The sequence below is a fragment of the Fictibacillus sp. 7GRE50 genome (genome assembly GCF_015903875.1).
GTDB lineage: Bacteria > Bacillota > Bacilli > Bacillales > Fictibacillaceae > Fictibacillus > Fictibacillus phosphorivorans.
This window is the reverse complement of the sequence record NZ_JACZDW010000001.1, coordinates 49,598-68,352: the sequence shown is the minus strand read 5'-3', so window position 1 is coordinate 68,352 and position 18,755 is coordinate 49,598. Positions and strand designations below refer to the sequence as shown.

The window sequence follows — 18,755 nt, the reverse complement described above, 5'->3', positions numbered from 1 at the left end:
GGGACAGGCCGGCAGGTGAGACACTTATACGTGTAGCGTACGAATGTGGCTCACCGCCTGCCCCGCGGAAAGCGAGCAACCTGGAATGGAAATCAACTACTTCAGGCGAGCATCGGTGTTACGAAAACAGCCATAACACAAAACCCTCTATGTTTTTTAAACATAGAGGGTTTTGTGTTTCTATTTCTTTTTAAAGAACATAAGATAAGCCCCGATGACCATTAAAATAATCGGCCAAAAATCTTCAGCTTTAACAAATATATTTTCTACAGAAGGGGTATTACTCTTAAAGAAGAGCAACCATAGAGCTAAAAGCGATAACAATAACCCGGGGATAAGCCCTTCTTTTGTTTTTCGATACTGAATCAGAAATGATACACCTGCTAGTAAAACGATAACAGGAAGTGGTTCCGGCCATGTCGCAACTTTTGTAGCAGCATGAAAATGTACGCCTAGCCCAGTCAAGAATACACCTGAGAACATACTTGAAGAATCTTTTCCGGATCCAGATTGGAAAAGAAGAGCTACCCCAATGATGATTAGTATACTTGGCCATGTGAGGTACGGTTGTAGCAGTTCAATGTTCATTCTATTAGCAAAATAGAATAATCCAATTCCGAGTAAAATGATGCCGCTGAATGTGTTTCTTTGTTTCATAATGCCTCCATCTTAAACGTAAACCTTTGCTAAATTGGTCGATTTTTGTTATTTTTAATATTGGTGCTAAGTTTTAGTAATTATGGTTATCCTAAAACTGCTATACACGCACCAAAAAGATAATAAATACATCATAGCATAAACGTTTAAATTCTGTTCACATTATTGGATATTCCGTATTTTGGGACATGTTATAATTAGTAAAGAACATACATAATTAAGGGAGGTGAGCGCATGCATATTCTAGTGGTTGGACTTAATTACAAAACGGCACCCGTAGAAATTCGGGAAAAAGTTTCTTTTCAGCCCGCTGAATTAACGGATGCGATCTCTACACTCCGAAAACAAAAAAGTATACTTGAATGTGTAATCGTTTCAACGTGCAACCGTACTGAGATCTATGCTGTTGCCGATCAGCTTCATACCGGAAGATACTACATCAAATCTTTTTTGGCGGACTGGTTTTCAATTGATAAAGAAGAACTTTCACCATTCTTGAGCATCAGAGACGGAGAAGCAGCTGTCGAGCATCTTTTTCGTGTAGCTGCTGGCTTGGATTCTATGGTGATCGGTGAAACACAAATCCTTGGTCAAGTAAGAGATGGGTTCTTAGAATCGCAAAAACTTGATGCAACAGGGACCATATTTAATAAACTTATGAAACAAGCGATCACATTTGCGAAGAGATGTCATTCAGAGACGGATATCGGTGAAAATGCGGTATCGGTTAGCTATGCAGCTGTCGAACTCGCTAAAAAAATCTTTGGTGGTTTGCAAAATAAAACCATCTTGATCGTTGGTGCGGGTAAGATGGGTGAGCTTACAGCGAAACATCTGCATGCGAGTGGAGGAAATGAAGTACTTGTTATTAACCGAACTTTTGAAAAGGCACAAGAGGTAGCTAAAAAGTTTCATGGTACAGCACATCCTTTTGAAGATCTTGAAAGTTTGCTCATTAAGGCAGATATCGTGATTTCTTCCACGGGTGCTAGTGAATTTGTCATTACAAAGAAAATGGCTGCACCAGCAGTTAAGAAACGCAAAGGTCTTCCATTGTTCATGGTAGATATTGCAGTACCTCGTGACCTAGATCCTGAGCTTCATGATTTAGACAGTGTTTTTCTTTATGATATCGATGACTTAGAAGGGATCGTAGAGTCTAATCTTGCTGAACGAATGAAAGAAGCGGAAAAGATTGAGATTATGATCGAAGCTGAAATTGTAGCTTTCCAATCTTGGATTTCAATGCTGGGTGTAGTACCGTTAATTTCTGCACTACGAGAAAAGGCATTAAACATTCAAGCTGAAACCATGCAAAGCATCGAGCGCAAGCTGCCGGATCTTACAGATCGGGAAAGAAAAATTTTAAGCAAACATACGAAGAGTATCGTGAATCAATTGCTTCGTGATCCTGTGACTAGAGCCAAAGAGATGGCTGGTGAACCAGGAGCTGAAGAACAGTTGCAATTATTTACCGAAATTTTCGGACTCGAAGAATACTTGGATAAACAGAAGCAGTTGGAAACAGCATTTGCTGCAAACGTCGAAGAGAAGTCTTCACTAACAGATGAAGTGGTTCCTTCGGCTGTAGTAAGAACTTAAGCTCTCGTTTCCCTCGAGCTCATGGAGTGTGAGCAAAAATGAATTGGATATATGATCTTACTATCGTTCTATATGCACTTAGCATCATAGGCTATTTTATAGATTTTCTTCAAAACAACCGGAAAGCGAACCGATTTGCTTTCTGGTTGCTTTCTATTGTCTGGGTACTTCAAACGGTCTTTTTTGTGTTAAGGATGCTGAAAGATCAACGGTTTCCAATATTAACACCCTCGGAAGGCCTGTTTTTTTATGCATGGATCCTCGTGACGTTCTCAGTTGTCATGAGCAGGTTTTTCCGTGTTGATTTTCTCGTGTTTTTTACGAACATTCTTGGTTTCTTGCTCGTCTCGATCCACTTGTTTGCTCCAACAGGGCAAGCTAGTGCAGTGATTGAGAAGCAGCTGATCTCAGAATTATTAATCATTCATATAACGATGGCTTTTATCTCTTATGGAGCATTCTCACTCTCCTTCATATTCTCGTTCATGTACCTGCTACAGCATGGCATGTTGAAGCGAAAGAAATGGAGCAAAAGGCTGCAGCGTTTTGGGAGTCTATCATACTTAGAGAAACTTTCTTTTCGATTGAATACGATCGGAGTGCCGCTGCTCTTGCTTAGTCTAATATTGGGAGTCGTATGGGCATTCTGGAAAATAAGTGACTTTACACTTCTTGATGCCAAAGTCATCTCGTCATTTATTGTCCTTTTGGTTTACAGTACTTACCTCTATCAAAAGGTTGGAAGAGGTGTGCAAGGTAAAACGTTAGCGCTTTGGAACGCTGCTGCCTTCCTAGTCGTTTTGATCAACTACTTTTTAGCGTCGACTTTCACTGAATTTCACCTTTGGTATAAGTAAAGAATAGGAGATTCATATCATGAGAAAAATTATAGTAGGTTCAAGAAGAAGTAAATTAGCGATTACACAAACAAATTGGGTGATTGATCAATTAAAAAAATCAGGAATGCCTTTTGAATTTGAAGTAAAAGAGATCGTAACAAAAGGGGATATCATTCTTGATGTTACGCTCTCAAAAGTAGGCGGAAAAGGTTTATTCGTCAAAGAAATCGAACAAGCGATGTTAGATAAAGAGATTGATATTGCCGTTCACAGCATGAAAGATATGCCTTCTGAACTTCCTGAGGGGCTCGAGATCGGCTGTACTCCTAAACGTGTTGATCCGAGAGATGCTCTAATATCTGAAAAGTATTCGTCGTTAAGAGAGCTCCCTGCAGGTGCAATTGTTGGGACAAGCTCACTAAGAAGAGCTGCACAGGTTTTAAACAGACGTCCAGATCTAACGATTAAATCTATTCGAGGTAATATTGATACTCGTCTTAACAAATTAAAGTCCGGTGAGTTCGATGCAATCATCCTAGCAGCTGCAGGACTTGAAAGAATGGGTTGGTCTACAGATGTTGTAACCGAATACTTGGACATCGACCTGTGTCTCCCTGCTGTAGGACAAGGCTCATTAGCTATTGAGTGCAGAAGTGAAGATCTTGAAGTAAAAGAATTATTAGCTACACTGAACGATGCTTATACGTTTGACACAGTTTTAGCAGAACGCTCTTTCCTGAACACGTTAGAAGGCGGTTGCCAAGTTCCAATCGCGGCATTTGCTACGATGGATGAGAACCAAGAAGTTTCTTTAACGGGTCTTGTTGCAGATCCTGAAGGAAAAACGGTGTTAAAAGAAATGAAATCAGGCAAGGACCCGCACCGTGTGGGTGTAGAGTTAGCCGAAGAATTAAAGGTATTAGGTGCGAAAACAATACTAGATGCAGTGAAAAAGGATTTAAATACGTAATGAATACTTCTATAGGACCATTAGCAGGTAAGCGAATACTTGTTACACGGCCGAAAGAGCAGGCAGAGCCATTAATCTCACTTATTCAAGAGAACGCTGGCGTCCCTCTTTCTTTTCCTATTGTATCTATTAATGGTGTAAGAAACGATGATTCACAGTCTACGTTGAAAAATCTGTCGTCTTTTCAATGGATTGTTTTTACGAGCAAAAATGGAGTAGACTACTTTTTTCAATTGATTCATGATTATAACGTTTCACTAAATAGTGTTAAGTTTGCAGCAGTTGGTGAAAAAACAGCTGAATCATTAAGAGACAGAGGAATCACGACTATTCTTGTGCCTGAACATTATCATGCAGAAAGCTTAGTGAAGACGTTAAAAAACCACGTCTTAGCTCATGAAAGAGTTCTATTTCCAAAAGGAAATCTAGCTCCATCTTTTATTAAAGAAGAGTTGAAAGAAACAGCATTTGTTGAAGAATTAGTTGTTTACAAAACTGAATCAGAAGACCATTTAGATTGGTCGCTCGTGTATCAAGCTGATTGCCTGTTTTTTATGAGCCCTTCTGCCGTAACCTTCTTAAGTAAAGGGTTAAACACAGAGGAAGTCTATAAGAAGCCTGTGATCTGTGTTGGGCCGACAACGAAAAGTGCTGCAGAAAAATGCGGGTTTCATCAAGTATTAATGCCTAAACAATTTACCGCAGAAGATATGGTGAACTGTGCCATCTCTTATTTTCAAGGAGGAAGTTAATATGAATTTTCAGCGTCATCGCCGTTTAAGAAAATCAGCATCCATGCGTTCACTAGTGCGTGAAACGCATCTTCATGTCTCTGACTTTATCTATCCATTGTTTTTTGTTGAAGGAGAGAACGTCAAAAAAGAAGTCCCTTCCATGCCAGGTGTGTATCATCTATCATTGGACCTTCTTCAAGAAGAGGTAAAAGAAATTGAAAGTCTTGGTATTCAGTCTATTATCGTTTTTGGAGTACCTGCTGAAAAAGACGAATGCGGAAGCTCAGCTTATGATCATAATGGAATTGTACAGAAAGCAATCTCACAAATTAAAGAAGTTGCCCCATCACTTACTGTGATAGCAGACACATGTTTATGCCAATTTACAGATCATGGACACTGCGGTGTGATTGAAAATGGTGAAGTATTGAATGATGAAACCTTGACGCTTCTTGCAAAAACAGCTGTCTCACAGGCGAAAGCTGGAGCAGATATCATCGCACCTTCAAACATGATGGATGGTTTTGTTGCTGCGATCAGACAAGGGCTTGATGAAGCAGGTTTCTATGATGTTCCGATCATGTCTTACGCAGTTAAATATGCATCATCCTTTTATGGTCCGTTCCGTGATGCAGCTCATAGCACACCACAATTCGGTGATAGAAAAACGTATCAGATGGATCCGGCGAACCGACTTGAAGCTCTCAGAGAGGCAGAATCAGACGTCGCTGAAGGCGCTGACTTCTTAATGGTAAAACCAGCTCTTTCTTACCTAGATATTCTAAGAGAGTTAAAAGACAGGTACCCTCTTCCACTAGTGGCTTACAACGTGAGTGGAGAATATTCCATGATTAAGGCAGCTGCTATGAACGGATGGGTAGATGAGAAAAGCATCGTACTTGAGAAACTGATCTCTATGAAACGAGCAGGAGCAGACTTAATTATTACGTATTTTGCCAAAGATGCTGCAAGATGGCTGAATGAAAAATAAGGAAAGAGGTGTTGGTATGAGAAGCTTTGAAAAATCGATAGCTGCTTTTCAAGAAGCGAAAGAAGTTATGCCTGGAGGCGTTAACAGTCCTGTACGTGCATTTAAATCTGTAAAAATGGATCCTGTATTTATGGAACGTGGAAAAGGGTCAAAGATTTATGATATCGATGGTAACGAATATATCGATTATGTATTGTCATGGGGACCCTTAATTCTTGGACATGCTGACAATCAAGTAGTGGAGGCACTTAAGCAAACTGCTGAGCTCGGAACAAGTTTTGGTGCTCCGAATGAAATGGAAACGAAGCTTGCAAAGCTTGTAATCGATCGTGTTCCATCGATCGAAGTTGTACGTATGGTTAACTCAGGTACAGAAGCTACGATGAGTGCACTTCGTTTAGCGCGAGGATACACAGGACGAAGTAAGATCGTTAAATTTGAAGGCTGCTACCACGGACACGGAGACTCCTTATTGATCAAAGCAGGCTCTGGTGTAGCAACACTTGGACTGCCGGATTCTCCTGGAGTTCCAGAAGGTATCGCACAGAACACGATCACTGTTCCGTACAATGACCTTGAGAGTTTGCAAGTTGCATTTAATCAATTTGGAGAAGATATTGCTTGTGTGATTGTAGAACCAGTCGCAGGTAACATGGGTGTAGTCCCTCCACAAAAAGGATTTTTAGAAGGCATTCGTAAAATAACTGAACAACACGGCTCTTTATTAATCTTTGACGAAGTAATGACAGGCTTCCGAGTGGATTATGAATGTGCACAAGGTTATTTTGGAGTAACACCAGACCTAACATGTCTAGGTAAAGTAATTGGTGGGGGTCTACCTGTTGGAGCCTATGGTGGAAAACGAGAGATCATGGAACAAATCGCGCCGAGCGGGCCGATCTATCAAGCAGGAACGTTATCAGGAAATCCTCTTGCGATGGCTGCCGGGTATGCTACCCTTTCTCAACTTACGAAAGAAAGTTACATATATTTCCAAAAACTAGGAGATCGACTAGCTTCCGGAATTTCTGAAGCCGCTGAACATTATGGTGTGGCACATACGATCAACCGTGCAGGCAGCATGATCGGCTTTTTCTTCACGAATCAAGATGTGATTAACTACGACACTGCTAAGCAATCCAATTTGGATCACTTTAACGCTTGCTTCAAAACGATGCTACAAGAAGGTATCTCGCTGCCTCCTTCACAATTTGAAGGATTATTCTTATCTACAGCTCATACAGAAGAAGATATTGATAAAACAGTTGCAGCGTTCAGAAAGGCTTTTTCACAATTAAAATAGTTATTTTTTGTAGCGTCCGCTAACTTCAGCGGACGCTATTTTTGTTTTTTAAGAAAGCTGTTACCTAATAAAAATCATATTTCGTCCTGTTCCCTCATACACCTATATTGTATAACTATATGCAACCTGAAAGGAGGAGAAGGGCATGAGTCAATCGAAGCTGCGTTTCTCCATTGAGGAGTCTGTTTGGCTAAAGAAGGGACAGGAAGTAGCTGAAGTTTTGTCGATGTCACTAGATCCTGAGATTCGTATTACAGAGGAAGCCGGACAGGTTTATATCAAGGGAGCCCTAATTTTAAATGGCAGATACCGGTCAGAGAAACAAGAACAGACTGAGGGAGTATCAGATCATAATACGCTCTCTGAGAGTATGTCTTACCGCTCTCTTACACAACTGAACGTTGCAGAAGATGGGATGACAGATCTTGTGCATCGTTTTCCAGTCGATATTACCATCCCATCTTATCGTGTAGAGGATTCTAATGAGGTAAAAGTGGAAGTCGAATCGTTTGAATATGAACTTCCGAACTCTACATGCTTTGAACTTTCGGCATCGATCTGTATTTACGGGATTAAAGATGAGAAACAGCGTCAGGAAAGTCAATCATACGATCTTCCGAAAGAAGCGGTTAGAACGAGTGCCGCAGAAGAAAGGTCTGTACAAAAAGAAGAAAAACAAGATATTTTTACTCCTTTTCAGTTTGAAGCACGTCAAAGTGGCGGAGTACCTTCACAATCTTCACACCTTAATGAATTTGCAGCTAGGTTTGATGAGAACGAAGCTGACGTTCGTGCTGAAAAGACAACACCGTTTGAATTTAAACCGCATTTTGAAGCACAAGATGATCGGACGATGGAAGCTACATTCGATTCGTTAAAAGCTATTGCGTTCTCGATGAACGATACAAGAAACAATGATGCTGCATCTATGGATGAACTGGCGGATTCTGATGAAGAGAATTCACAGCTTTATGGAGAGGTAGAGGAGATGGAAGAAAATAATAACTCAGATGCCTATGATCACGTAGAAGGTGACTATGAGAGCTATGATGCTTCATATCAAGAAGATGAAGCTAGCACCCAAACAAACCATCCTCAATATGAGCAATCTTACCAACAAGATGCGAACAGACCTTATTCATACAACCCATATCAGCAGCAGGAAGAATATCAGCAACAAGCTTCGTACCAAAATCAAGGTGGGTATCAGCAGCAGGAAGAGGCTTACCAGCAAGAAGAAACAAATCAACAACATGATGCTTACCAGCAGCAAGAAACGTATCAACAGTATGATGCTTATCAACAGCAATCCAATCAATACGGAAATTATCAATATCAGCAGAATGCTTCACAGCGTCCTTCATACGAGTATGGTGAACAATCTTATGAAGCTGAACAAGAATACGAGAATGCAAGTTACAACGGAGCAGAAGAACAGGAAGCAGCTTATGAATCCTACGATACGAGTTACGATGAATATGAGTCAGAAGCAGAGTCTATGGAAATGCATAAAGAACGTGAAGAGCCTAGAGACGAGAACGCTCTTTATTTAACGAAGATGCTTTCTGCTAAAGAAGACCGTTTTTCTAAAATGAAAATGTACATTCTTCAGCGTGGAGATTCACTAGAACACATTTGTGAGAGATATGATATTTCATTGAACACTCTCATGCGTATGAACCAACTGCAGCAAGGGGAAGTAACCGAAGGACAGATCATATATATCCCAGTAAGTTCACGTTAGGTCGAGGTGCTATTATGGAGCTGATCAACGCCTTAGAAAAGGAATATGAACTTTATGGGATGCGATGGAAAGAGAAACCTCATATCATCCTGACTGATTATGGAGAGAAGCGTATCCGTTATTGGAGTGAGAGCGAGAGTATGAGATGGCACATAAGTTGGCGCGATGAGTCCTCTAAGGGCTCAGGCGCTGTGCCAGATCGTATGATTCGTACTAAATCGGGTGAACCTGCCATAAAATATGGAAACAGGTGGCTAACTGTTCATGATCATACAGAAACATTGTATGGATGTGAAGATGTTGAACGTTGGGGACAGTTCATCGGCACATTACTAAATGCGGCAGTGTCTGTGAAAAATCAAGAGGTGTTCATGAAACAAATCGAACCTCCTGTCTTTGATTTGAATCATTGTATGACGCTTGCTCAAAAGTATTTAGAAGCTAACTTTCAATGTATGGTTACGAGTATAAAAGAGAGTAAGCAAAGATTGGAATTTTCTCGTGCTATAAAAAATAGAATGAGAAATCATGCATTACCTGTTCTTGATAAAGAGCTAAGCGTAAAAAATGGGAAGAAAATCTTTCACTTCTTATTTTATCAGGGGGGTGAATCTTTACCAGTAAAAGGGTATCTGCCACTTCGTAAGTTTATGGTAGAGTGGCTGGAACAAACCTCACCTTCTTCTTTAAAACGGCTGTTAACGGAGGTGAATAAGCATTTTTCTTTGGAACAAGAGCATGGGTTGTTACTTTTAGCTGAGGTCGTTATGCCTTGGGAACTGTATGATTGCTTAGATCAATTAGATAACAGCTCCTTAGAAAGAATGATAGATGGCTTGAAAAGATATGAAGATTGCTGGAAAAAAAATCGAACATTGGTCAAAACAGTAACCGAATGGTTTGATGAAAAAAGAAGGAAGGTGGCCCTATGACAACGGAAAAAGATACATTAAATTACGGGCCCGTCCTTTTTCATTATGATCTATTTCCCGAGAAGTTAGAGCAGCATGGGAGAGTTAAGAAGGTCATAACGAAAAGGGGTACATTTGCACTGAAAGAAGCAGAGATGTCAGAGGATGAAAGAAGCTGGTTTACGCATGTGATCCAACGTCTTTCTGAGATAGGTTTTCATCAGGTCGTTCCTCTGTATCCTACAAAGTTTGGTGATTATACGGTTCAATTAGGATCAAGAACGTATTATTTAATGCCATGGTTTGCGTCTGATGAAAGAAATGAGAGAGCGAAAGATGAAGTTCTTATCGATCACTTAGGAAAGATTCATGCGTTAACACTGAAGGAGCAAGACTTTTCAAATGAAGTGGTAGAACATTCGTATCAGTATCTCATGAACAGATGGGAAAATCGGCAATATGAAATGGAGAGATTTACGGAAGAAGCAGAACAGAAAACGTATATGTCTCCCTTTGAACTAACATACCTTAGTCACTTTCATCAGATCATGAGAATGACAGAAGAAGCGAAAAGAAGATTGAAAGAATGGTATGAAACGTGTCAAAGAGAAAAACGCTACCGGAGCGTACTTTGTCACGGTAAGGTTTCAAGGAATCACTTGATCTTTAACCCAACAGGTGAAGGCCATCTACTCAATTTTGAAAAGGCCGTTCTGGATACACCAATCAGAGACTTAGCCGTTTATTTTAGAAGAGCAGCTCATCAAAAGGAATGGTCTGCAGAAGAAGGAAAATCATTATTAGACCTTTATGAAAAACACGTACCTTTGCTAAACGAAGAAAGAGGATTATTAATTAGTTATTTATCTTATCCTGAACCTGTTTTTAATGCAGTGGATCTTTATTGCATGAAACGGAACGATTATTCTCAAATTGAAATGGTGCATAGGCTTGAGAGCAGAATAAGAGCCATGAAAAAAATCCGGGATTTCTGTGATGCGATTATGATGGCTCCCCCACCTGCACCTTTAGAGCAAACAGATTCTATTCCAACAAAAATTCACATAAATGATGAAGGAGATCACATATAACGACTATATGTGATCTTTTTTTGTTTTTTTAAAGAACATCATAAGCGAAACACACATGGAGGATCACTAAGGTTAAAAGGATGATAAAATCAACAGCAGATGGAAATAGTATCGTCCTTAAAAGCTGAAAGACAATAAGTGGCGCAGTCAATTGTCCGATTGTTTGTTTGAGTGTGACAAACCACCCAGGAAAACGTGTTTTTCGAAAATACTTTCTAGACAAAAGAAGCCCTCCATTCGCCCATTTTTTATAATTTATGCAACAATATAATTAATGTGAAAGACAGGCTTTCACCAAAGGGCGATCAAAGGCATAGAATAACTTTTATAAGTTACGGTAATACTATTGACTAAAAACAGATAAGTTGTATAAAATATACTCAGATTCTATATTGTCGCGTAGACAGGGAATAGTACAACATAACACCTTTTAGAGAGAGGATTCATCTGCTGAAAGAATCCTTAAGGAATGTTAGTTGGAAGTCGCCCTTGAGCATCTTCTCTGAAACTCGAAGTAGGAGAAGACGGTCCATCCGTTATTCATGAGTGTACAGCAAGTTTATTTAGACTTGCCGTAAATAAAGGTGGTACCGCGGAGTCCTTTCGTCCTTTTTGACGAAAGGGCTTTTTTGTTTTTTTAGAAATAAAGGAGGAGAATAGAATGACGAACGAACAGAAAGAACTGACGATGCCAACGAAATATGATCCGAAGGCAACTGAAGAAAATCGTTATGATTTTTGGTTGAAAGGTAAATTTTTTGAAGCAAAGAGCGAAGAGGGTAAACAGCCGTATACGATCGTAATCCCACCTCCTAACGTTACAGGCAAACTACACCTCGGGCATGCATGGGACACAACGCTTCAAGACATCTTAACACGTACAAAACGTATGCAAGGATACGATGTTCTATGGCTGCCTGGGATGGATCATGCTGGTATTGCAACCCAAGCAAAAGTAGAAGGAAAGCTTCGTGAAGAGGGGATTTCTCGATACGATTTAGGCCGTGAAAAGTTTTTAGAGAAGTCGTGGGAATGGAAAGAAGAGTATGCAGAGTTTATTCGTAATCAATGGGCAAAATTAGGGCTCGGCCTAGATTATTCCCGTGAACGCTTTACATTAGATGAGGGTTTGTCTGATGCAGTTAAAGAAGTTTTTGTTACCCTTTATGAAAAAGGCTTGATCTACCGTGGTGAATATATCATTAACTGGGATCCAAAGACGAAAACAGCTCTTTCTGATATTGAAGTTATCCACCAAGATGTTCAAGGTGCGTTCTATCATATGAAGTATCCACTAGCTGATGGATCTGGACATATCGAAGTAGCAACTACTCGCCCTGAGACGATGCTTGGTGATACAGCAATCGCTGTTCATCCGAAAGATGAACGTTATCAACACCTAATCGGCAAAAAAGCTATCCTCCCAATCGTTGGACGTGAGATCGAGATTGTTGGAGATGATTATGTTGATATGGAATTTGGTTCAGGAGCTGTAAAAATCACACCTGCTCATGATCCAAATGACTTTGAGATCGGGAACAGACACAACCTTGAGCGTATCCTTGTAATGGATGAAGGCGGTCAGATGAATGACAATGCTGGTGCTTACCAAGGACTCGACCGATTTGAGTGTCGAAAGCAGATCGTTAAAGATCTTCAAGAGCAAGGTGTATTGTTCAAGATTGAAGAGCATATTCATTCTGTTGGACACTCTGAGCGAAGTGGAGCGGTTGTTGAACCATATCTTTCAACACAATGGTTTGTTAAGATGCAGCCTTTAGCAGACGAAGCGATCAAGCTTCAAAAAGGTGAAGATAAAATAAACTTTGTTCCTGATCGCTTCGAGAATACGTATATGCGTTGGATAGAAAACATTCGTGATTGGTGTATCTCGCGTCAACTTTGGTGGGGTCACAGAATCCCGGCATGGTTCCATAAAGAAACGGGAGAGATCTATGTTGGTAAAACGGAGCCGAAAGATCCCGAAAATTGGGAGCAGGATACAGATGTTCTTGACACATGGTTCTCATCTGCTCTTTGGCCGTTCTCAACGATGGGATGGCCAGACGAAGAAGCTGCTGATTACAAGCGTTACTTCCCAGGAAATGTACTCGTAACAGGTTACGATATCATTACGTTCTGGGTTTCAAGAATGGTCTTCCAATCGATTGAATTTACGGAACAAAAGCCGTTTAACGATGTGCTGATTCACGGGCTCGTACGTGACTCCGAAGGAAGAAAGATGAGTAAATCACTCGGTAACGGTGTTGACCCGATGGATGTGATCGAGAAGTATGGCGCTGATGCTTTGCGTTTCTTCTTATCAACAGGAAGTTCACCAGGAAACGACCTTCGTTTTTATTGGGAAAAAGTAGAGTCTACTTGGAACTTTGCTAACAAGATCTGGAACGCATCTCGTTTTGCATTGATGAATATGGATGGTATGCAATACGACGAGATTGATCTAAGTGGAAAGAAATCACTAGCTGATCAATGGATTTTAACGCGATTGAATGAAACGGCAGAAGATATCACACGTTTGATCGATGCATACGAATTTGGAGAAGTGGGACGCCTGCTTTATAACTTTATCTGGGATGATCTTTGTGACTGGTATATCGAAATGGCAAAACTTCCACTCTATGGGGAAGATGAAGAAGCGAAGAAAACGACTCGTTCTGTTCTAGCACATGTGTTAGACCAAACGCTAAGATTGCTTCATCCTTTCATGCCATTTATTACAGAAGAAATCTGGCAGCACTTGCCTCATAAAGGTGAATCGATCACTATTGCTTCTTGGCCAGAAAAGCGTGAAGATCTTCATTTCCCTGAAGCAGCAAAAGAATTTGCGCTGATTACAGAAGTGATCCGTTCAGTTCGTAACATCCGTTCTGAAATGAACGTTGCTCCGAGTAAGCCAGTTGAACTACAGATTAAACCAAAGAATAAAGAGATCCTTTCAGCACTCGAATCAAATCGTCATTATTTAGTGCGTTTCTGTAACCCAGGCGAACTTATCATCTCAGATGAGATCTCAGCACCTGAGAAGAGCATGAGCACGATTTTAACAGGTTTAGAAATGTACCTTCCACTTGAAGGGTTGTTAAATATCGATGAAGAAATTAAGAGACTTGAAAAAGAAGCTGAGAAATACGCGAAAGAAGTAGAGCGCGTACAGAAAAAATTAAGCAATGAAGGCTTTATGAAGAAAGCACCTGAAAAGGTTATAGAAGAAGAGCGTGCAAAAGAAGCGGATTATCAAGAGAAATATGATAACGTATTAGCGCGTATTAAAGAACTTCAAAGCTAACACATCATCTATATGAGGCGAATCCTTATTTCAGCAGGGATTCGCCTTCTTTATGGTTAGAAAGGCGGAATTAACTTGAATTCTTACAAGGAAGCACTAGAGTGGATTCATAGCTTATTGAAATTTGGTATAAAACCCGGTCTGAAACGAGTGGAATGGCTCTTAGAACGAACAGGCAACCCCGAAAAGAAGATAACGTGTATACATATTGCAGGCACGAATGGTAAGGGGTCAACTGTAGAATATATAAGAAGCATCATGAATAAAGCGGGTTATTCTGTAGGTACGTTCACATCTCCTTATCTCATTTCTTTCAATGAGAGGGTATCATTGAACAGGGTACCTATTGCAGACGAAGAACTGCTTCATTATACAAGAATCGTAAAGCCTCTTGTTGAAGAAGTTTCTTTAACCAATCTAGGAAGTCCTACCGAGTTTGAAGTGATCACCGTAATCTCACTTCTTTACTTCGCTGATAAACAGCCTGATATTGTTGTATATGAAACAGGGCTTGGGGGTCTTTACGATTCTACTAACGTAATAACACCGATCTTAAGCCTCATTACAAACATAGGCTTTGATCATATGGGCATACTCGGTGAAACGCTAAAAGAGATTGCCTTTCAAAAGGCTGGGATCATCAAGCGTGGTGTACCTATCATTACAACAGCAGATCAATCTGAAGCACGTGAAGTGATCGATCGTAAAGCGAAGGAAATGAATGCAGAGAACTATTATCTTGATCGTGATTTTTCTGTTGTACACGTAGAAAGTACAAATAGTGGTGAAAGATTTCTCTATACAGATTCTGAAGTTCATAGAGGTATAGAACTTGAGATTTCTATGATGGGAACGCACCAAATTAAAAATGCTGGATTAGCAGTGGCAGCTGTTAAGCATTTAACAAGGTCTGGCAAGTTTAATATTTCGCTCTCTACGTTAATGGATGGACTTCGCGAAGCAATTTGGGCTGGAAGATTTGAAAAAGTATCACATTCACCCGATATAATAATTGATGGGGCTCATAACCAACAAGGTGTTGCAGCACTTAAACAAACACTGATCAATCATTATGGATCTAAGCGAATCTTTCTTTTGTTTGCGGCTTTGGAAGATAAGGCGTATGCAACGATGATGCAAGACTTGGTAAGTGTCGTGTACGAAGCGTGTTTTACATCCTTTGATTTTCCAAGAGCAGCATCTGCGGAACAATTGTTGGCAGAAAGCCCTCTGGAAAATTCATATAGCATCTCTTCTTGGAGAGAGGCATTGCAACATGTAAAAGACCAATTAGAGGAAGATGATATTCTCATAATTACTGGATCGCTCTACTTTATTTCAGAAATTAGAAAAACATTTACAAATTTGGAATAACATTTATTGTAATTTTTAGAACTTTTGATAAAATAAAAGATAATGAATTTGTCCTAGTAAAAAAGTTGTGTATTTTAAACAATCCTTATTTGGAAGGGGGACAAGGTGGTGGCGACTCGTATGGTAAATAGAAAAAAACGTATGATTCTTATAGCGGCATGGATTTTCTTTTTCCCACTCGCTATTTGGACGGCTGTTCAGATGACGAGTAACCAGCCTGATATCAATGTAATCGACCTTGGTATTATAAGCTTTTTAGCGATCGTTGTTTCTTGTTTCCCGATCAAAGTGATGAATACGAACATCTCCTTCATGTCTGGAATCAACCTAGCCGTATTTCTTTATTATGGGCTGACTGTTGCGTTATATATGACGCTATTATCTGTTTTAGCCATGTTTATCTCTCTAAAGGTTCATGTCATAAAAGAGTATTATAGATATATGGCGAACAGCCTTATGTTTACATGGCTAATTATCTGTGAGAGCTCGGTATTTCATCTCTTTGGAGGTGAAGTGGGACCGTTTGCAGTTGATGAATCTATTAATTTGATTCCTGTAGTCGCATATGTTTTAACGGGGTTGGTTTTAAATCATGTTGGTCTTTACTTTATCGTAAAAGTACTATACGAAGAAGACGTTGCTTTTTTTGAGCGTGATGCTGTATGGGACCTCGTTTCGGAGGTTCTAGCTATTCCTGTTGGCCTCATGCTATTTGTTCTATACTCTCAGCTAGGGCGTCCTGGAATCTTTTATGTTGGCCTACCATTTCTTTCATTATCTATCATTATTAATCTCTATCATGTTAGTCAACAGATTAACGATGCTCTTCAAAAAGCGAGTGAGATCGGCCAGCAGCTTTCTGAACATTTAAAGGTAAATCACATATTGGATGTTTTTATAGAAAGACTGATCGGTTTTATGAATGTTGATTTTGCGTTTATATATGATGCGGATGCGGGAGAAAATCTTAAGATCATACGCCAATATGAAAGTGAAGAAGGCATACTCACCACAGTACCTATCAAAAAACATGAAGCTATTAGTGGTAGAGTATGGTCGACAGGAAAAAGTATACGTTATAGCAAATTGAAGCCATGGCGTAAGATATCGAACGTTTTCTTTCAAGGAAAAGCACAGTCTGTACTCTCGGTGCCTATGATCAGAAATCAAAAAATCGTAGGTATCATTACCTTTGCATCGAAAGAAAAACACGCTTTTCAGAAGCATCACCTCATCATCCTTGAAATCTTAGCAAACTACTTGGCAGTAGCGATCGATAACGCAAGAAACTACGAATCCACAAAGTTAAAAAGTGAACAATGTCCTTTAACAGGTTTATATAATTATCGATATTTTGAGAGCATTCTTACCGAAATGTACCAAAATTATGAGTATTTTAGGAAGCAGTTCTCAATCATCTTATTAGATATTGATCACTTCAAAAAAGTAAATGATACATACGGTCATCAAAGTGGAAATGAAGTATTGATCCTCTTAGCTAGAAGACTAGAAGAGTTTATTGGTGATCGAGGAACAGTTGCCAGGTATGGTGGAGAGGAGTTTATTATCTTGCTACCTGAATCAGGGGATAGAGCGGGTATCCAATTAGCTGAACAGCTTCGTTCTGTAATTTCTGATCAAGGATTTGATATACATAATGACCTCACCGACCAATGCAGACATACGATCTACATAACTGCAAGTATCGGGGTTGCAACTGCTCCTCATCAAGGAGAAGATGCACTTACATTAGTACGAAACGCAGATCGTGCCATGTATACAGGTGCAAAACAACAAGGAAGAAATAAAGTCGCCGCTTATATCGGATAAAAATCTAGGCAGTTTCACGCCTGGATTTTTTTTGTGTTCCTATCTTTTTCTTGTTCTATTAAAACAAAAATAGCATATGTTTTAGTAGATGATAGAGAGGAGCGGATGATATGAAACAAGAGATATCCATCTTGATCAATGGTAAAGAAAAGAACTATAGTGAAGATCAAACATCTGTTAAAGAGCAGCCCGCTCATAATGAGGTTGCTGCTGCCATCGAGGAAGTGAACAGAGGCGGATATACGATTCTGGCAACTTCTCTTAAGAAACGTGAAAACTTCTTTAAAAGAAAGAACGGACATGTGTTGAACAAGAGGACAAGCTTCCTTGTTCCGAATAATGGGAAAGGCTTTCCTAAGCAAATTGTTGCAGCGATTATAGGAGCTATCGTTACAGGAACAATTTTAGGAGTATTAGTCTTAACGGTATTCTCCTCCGATATCACGGAAGCTGGAGATAAAGTGACAGAAGCATCAACAGTTGCTACAGAAAAAGTAGCTGACTCTGGTAAATCCGTAACGATCAGGCCGATCAAATTAGATTTTTCAGCACTTCAAGCGGGTGTCTTCTCATCAAAAGATCGAGCTGAAGGAGCTGTTAAAACCATAGAAGATAAAGGCTTTTCAGCAGTTGTTTTTAAAGCTGAAGAAGAAAAGTATTCTGTTATCGTAGGCATTGGAAATGAGAAGCATCAATTAGATAAATTTAATGAAGCTTATCAAAAAGAAATGGATAAGCCACTTTTTAAATCGCTCTCTTTTTCTTTTGATCAATTAAAAACACCATCAAAGCTAGATGAAACCTATTTTACGAATGGTCAGATTCTACTTCAAAATACGCTTACCCTTTCTCAGATGCCAGACATAAGTGGATCAGGTCTTGATCGGACACTGAGCGATTTTAACAAGTGGAAAGAGTATGGAAAAGGGCAGAAGGGCAAGTGGAGTGAAAGTACAACGAAAGCAGCTTCAGATTTTGAAAAGCAGCTTGAAGGTGCCTTTCTAGCCTTAAAGGATTCGAAAAAAGGAGAACTGAACTGGGCTTTTCAGCAAAAAGTAATGGATAGCTTACAGTCTTATACGAAGCTGCTTGCAACATTAAAATAATTAAAATAAATAGCCTGTTTGCTTATTCATTGCTCTTTGAAAGTAGTTGATTTAAGCTCCGGGTTGATCGCTTTCCATGAGGAGACAGGTGAGCGCCTCGCCGCTTTGCGTCATTAAGGGACTCACCTGTCTAGATGCAGTGGCTAGCCCCTCGAGGACAAAGGTTATACGGTCTGTGATGAGCAAAGTGCTCCTTCATAGCCCATTCAACTTTTGCTTGTCGGGCCTTAACAAGCCACTTCTACTTTTAGGATCGACCGCTCGTCCCATAGGAGTCGGCAACCCTCCACTCT

At 39.9% G+C, this 18,755-nt stretch carries 15 protein-coding genes and 1 other annotated feature; of the genes, 13 read left to right on the top strand and 2 right to left on the bottom strand.

All coding sequences use genetic code 11. The features are described 5' to 3' along the window. Positions 1-180: 180 nt before the first annotated feature. Positions 181-657, bottom strand: coding sequence for a LiaI-LiaF-like domain-containing protein (locus tag IHV12_RS00325; RefSeq protein WP_197189532.1), 477 nt, complete (start codon positions 655-657; stop codon positions 181-183). A 234-nt stretch (positions 658-891) separates the two neighbouring features. On the opposite strand from IHV12_RS00325, the gene hemA reads away from it, so the two are divergent. The 9 genes from hemA to ysxE all read left to right on the top strand — a co-directional run bounded on the left by hemA (position 892) and on the right by ysxE (position 10,842). After that, the gene (hemA, locus tag IHV12_RS00320) at positions 892-2,259 is read left to right on the top strand and encodes a glutamyl-tRNA reductase (protein WP_197189531.1); all 1,368 of its coding nucleotides are present in this window, start codon (positions 892-894) and stop codon (positions 2,257-2,259) included. Between the two features lie 38 nt (positions 2,260-2,297). Beyond that, entirely contained in the window at positions 2,298-3,116 is an 819-nt protein-coding gene (locus IHV12_RS00315) for a cytochrome C assembly family protein (protein WP_197131374.1), read from the top strand. 19 nt (positions 3,117-3,135) lie between these two features. Continuing rightward, on the top strand, positions 3,136-4,068 hold the full coding sequence (gene hemC / locus IHV12_RS00310; protein ID WP_197131360.1) for a hydroxymethylbilane synthase: 933 nt from the start codon (positions 3,136-3,138) through the stop codon (positions 4,066-4,068). After that, complete coding sequence (locus IHV12_RS00305) at positions 4,068-4,820, top strand: uroporphyrinogen-III synthase (protein ID WP_197131358.1); 753 nt, start codon at positions 4,068-4,070, stop codon at positions 4,818-4,820. The genes hemC and IHV12_RS00305 overlap by 1 nt, the downstream gene beginning before the upstream one ends. A 1-nt stretch (position 4,821) precedes the next feature. Next, the gene (hemB, locus tag IHV12_RS00300) at positions 4,822-5,793 is read left to right on the top strand and encodes a porphobilinogen synthase (protein ID WP_197131356.1); all 972 of its coding nucleotides are present in this window, start codon (positions 4,822-4,824) and stop codon (positions 5,791-5,793) included. A gap of 16 nt (positions 5,794-5,809) precedes the next feature. Continuing rightward, positions 5,810-7,096 (top strand): glutamate-1-semialdehyde 2,1-aminomutase, encoded by a 1,287-nt coding sequence (gene hemL, locus IHV12_RS00295; protein WP_197189530.1) that lies wholly within the window; start codon positions 5,810-5,812, stop codon positions 7,094-7,096. A 145-nt stretch (positions 7,097-7,241) separates the two neighbouring features. After that, positions 7,242-8,840 carry a LysM peptidoglycan-binding domain-containing protein gene (locus IHV12_RS00290; protein WP_197189529.1) on the top strand — a complete coding sequence of 533 codons (1,599 nt, stop codon included), beginning with the start codon at positions 7,242-7,244 and terminating at the stop codon, positions 8,838-8,840. 14 nt (positions 8,841-8,854) lie between these two features. Next, complete coding sequence (locus IHV12_RS00285) at positions 8,855-9,772, top strand: hypothetical protein (protein ID WP_197189528.1); 918 nt, start codon at positions 8,855-8,857, stop codon at positions 9,770-9,772. Beyond that, the gene (gene ysxE / locus IHV12_RS00280; protein ID WP_197131335.1) at positions 9,769-10,842 is read left to right on the top strand and encodes a spore coat protein YsxE; all 1,074 of its coding nucleotides are present in this window, start codon (positions 9,769-9,771) and stop codon (positions 10,840-10,842) included. The genes IHV12_RS00285 and ysxE overlap by 4 nt, the downstream gene beginning before the upstream one ends. Before the next feature lie 28 nt (positions 10,843-10,870). Here ysxE and IHV12_RS00275 read toward each other — a convergent pair whose 3' ends face one another. Continuing rightward, positions 10,871-11,065 carry a hypothetical protein gene (locus IHV12_RS00275; protein ID WP_066396554.1) on the bottom strand — a complete coding sequence of 65 codons (195 nt, stop codon included), beginning with the start codon at positions 11,063-11,065 and terminating at the stop codon, positions 10,871-10,873. A 168-nt stretch (positions 11,066-11,233) separates the two neighbouring features. Then, positions 11,234-11,456 (top strand) — a binding site (T-box leader). A gap of 47 nt (positions 11,457-11,503) precedes the next feature. On the opposite strand from IHV12_RS00275, the gene IHV12_RS00270 reads away from it, so the two are divergent. The 4 genes from IHV12_RS00270 to IHV12_RS00255 all read left to right on the top strand — a co-directional run bounded on the left by IHV12_RS00270 (position 11,504) and on the right by IHV12_RS00255 (position 18,462). After that, positions 11,504-14,152, top strand: a complete 2,649-nt coding sequence (locus tag IHV12_RS00270; protein ID WP_197131333.1) for a valine--tRNA ligase — start codon at positions 11,504-11,506, stop codon at positions 14,150-14,152. A 75-nt stretch (positions 14,153-14,227) separates the two neighbouring features. Next, positions 14,228-15,526 (top strand): bifunctional folylpolyglutamate synthase/dihydrofolate synthase, encoded by a 1,299-nt coding sequence (locus tag IHV12_RS00265; RefSeq protein WP_231620601.1) that lies wholly within the window; start codon positions 14,228-14,230, stop codon positions 15,524-15,526. A 108-nt stretch (positions 15,527-15,634) separates the two neighbouring features. Next, positions 15,635-17,356 carry a GGDEF domain-containing protein gene (locus IHV12_RS22535; protein ID WP_197131323.1) on the top strand — a complete coding sequence of 574 codons (1,722 nt, stop codon included), beginning with the start codon at positions 15,635-15,637 and terminating at the stop codon, positions 17,354-17,356. Positions 17,357-17,466: 110 nt separating this feature from the next. Beyond that, a complete protein-coding gene (locus tag IHV12_RS00255) occupies positions 17,467-18,462 on the top strand; it encodes a hypothetical protein (RefSeq protein WP_197189527.1) in 996 nt (331 codons plus the stop codon). Positions 18,463-18,755 lie beyond the last annotated feature (293 nt).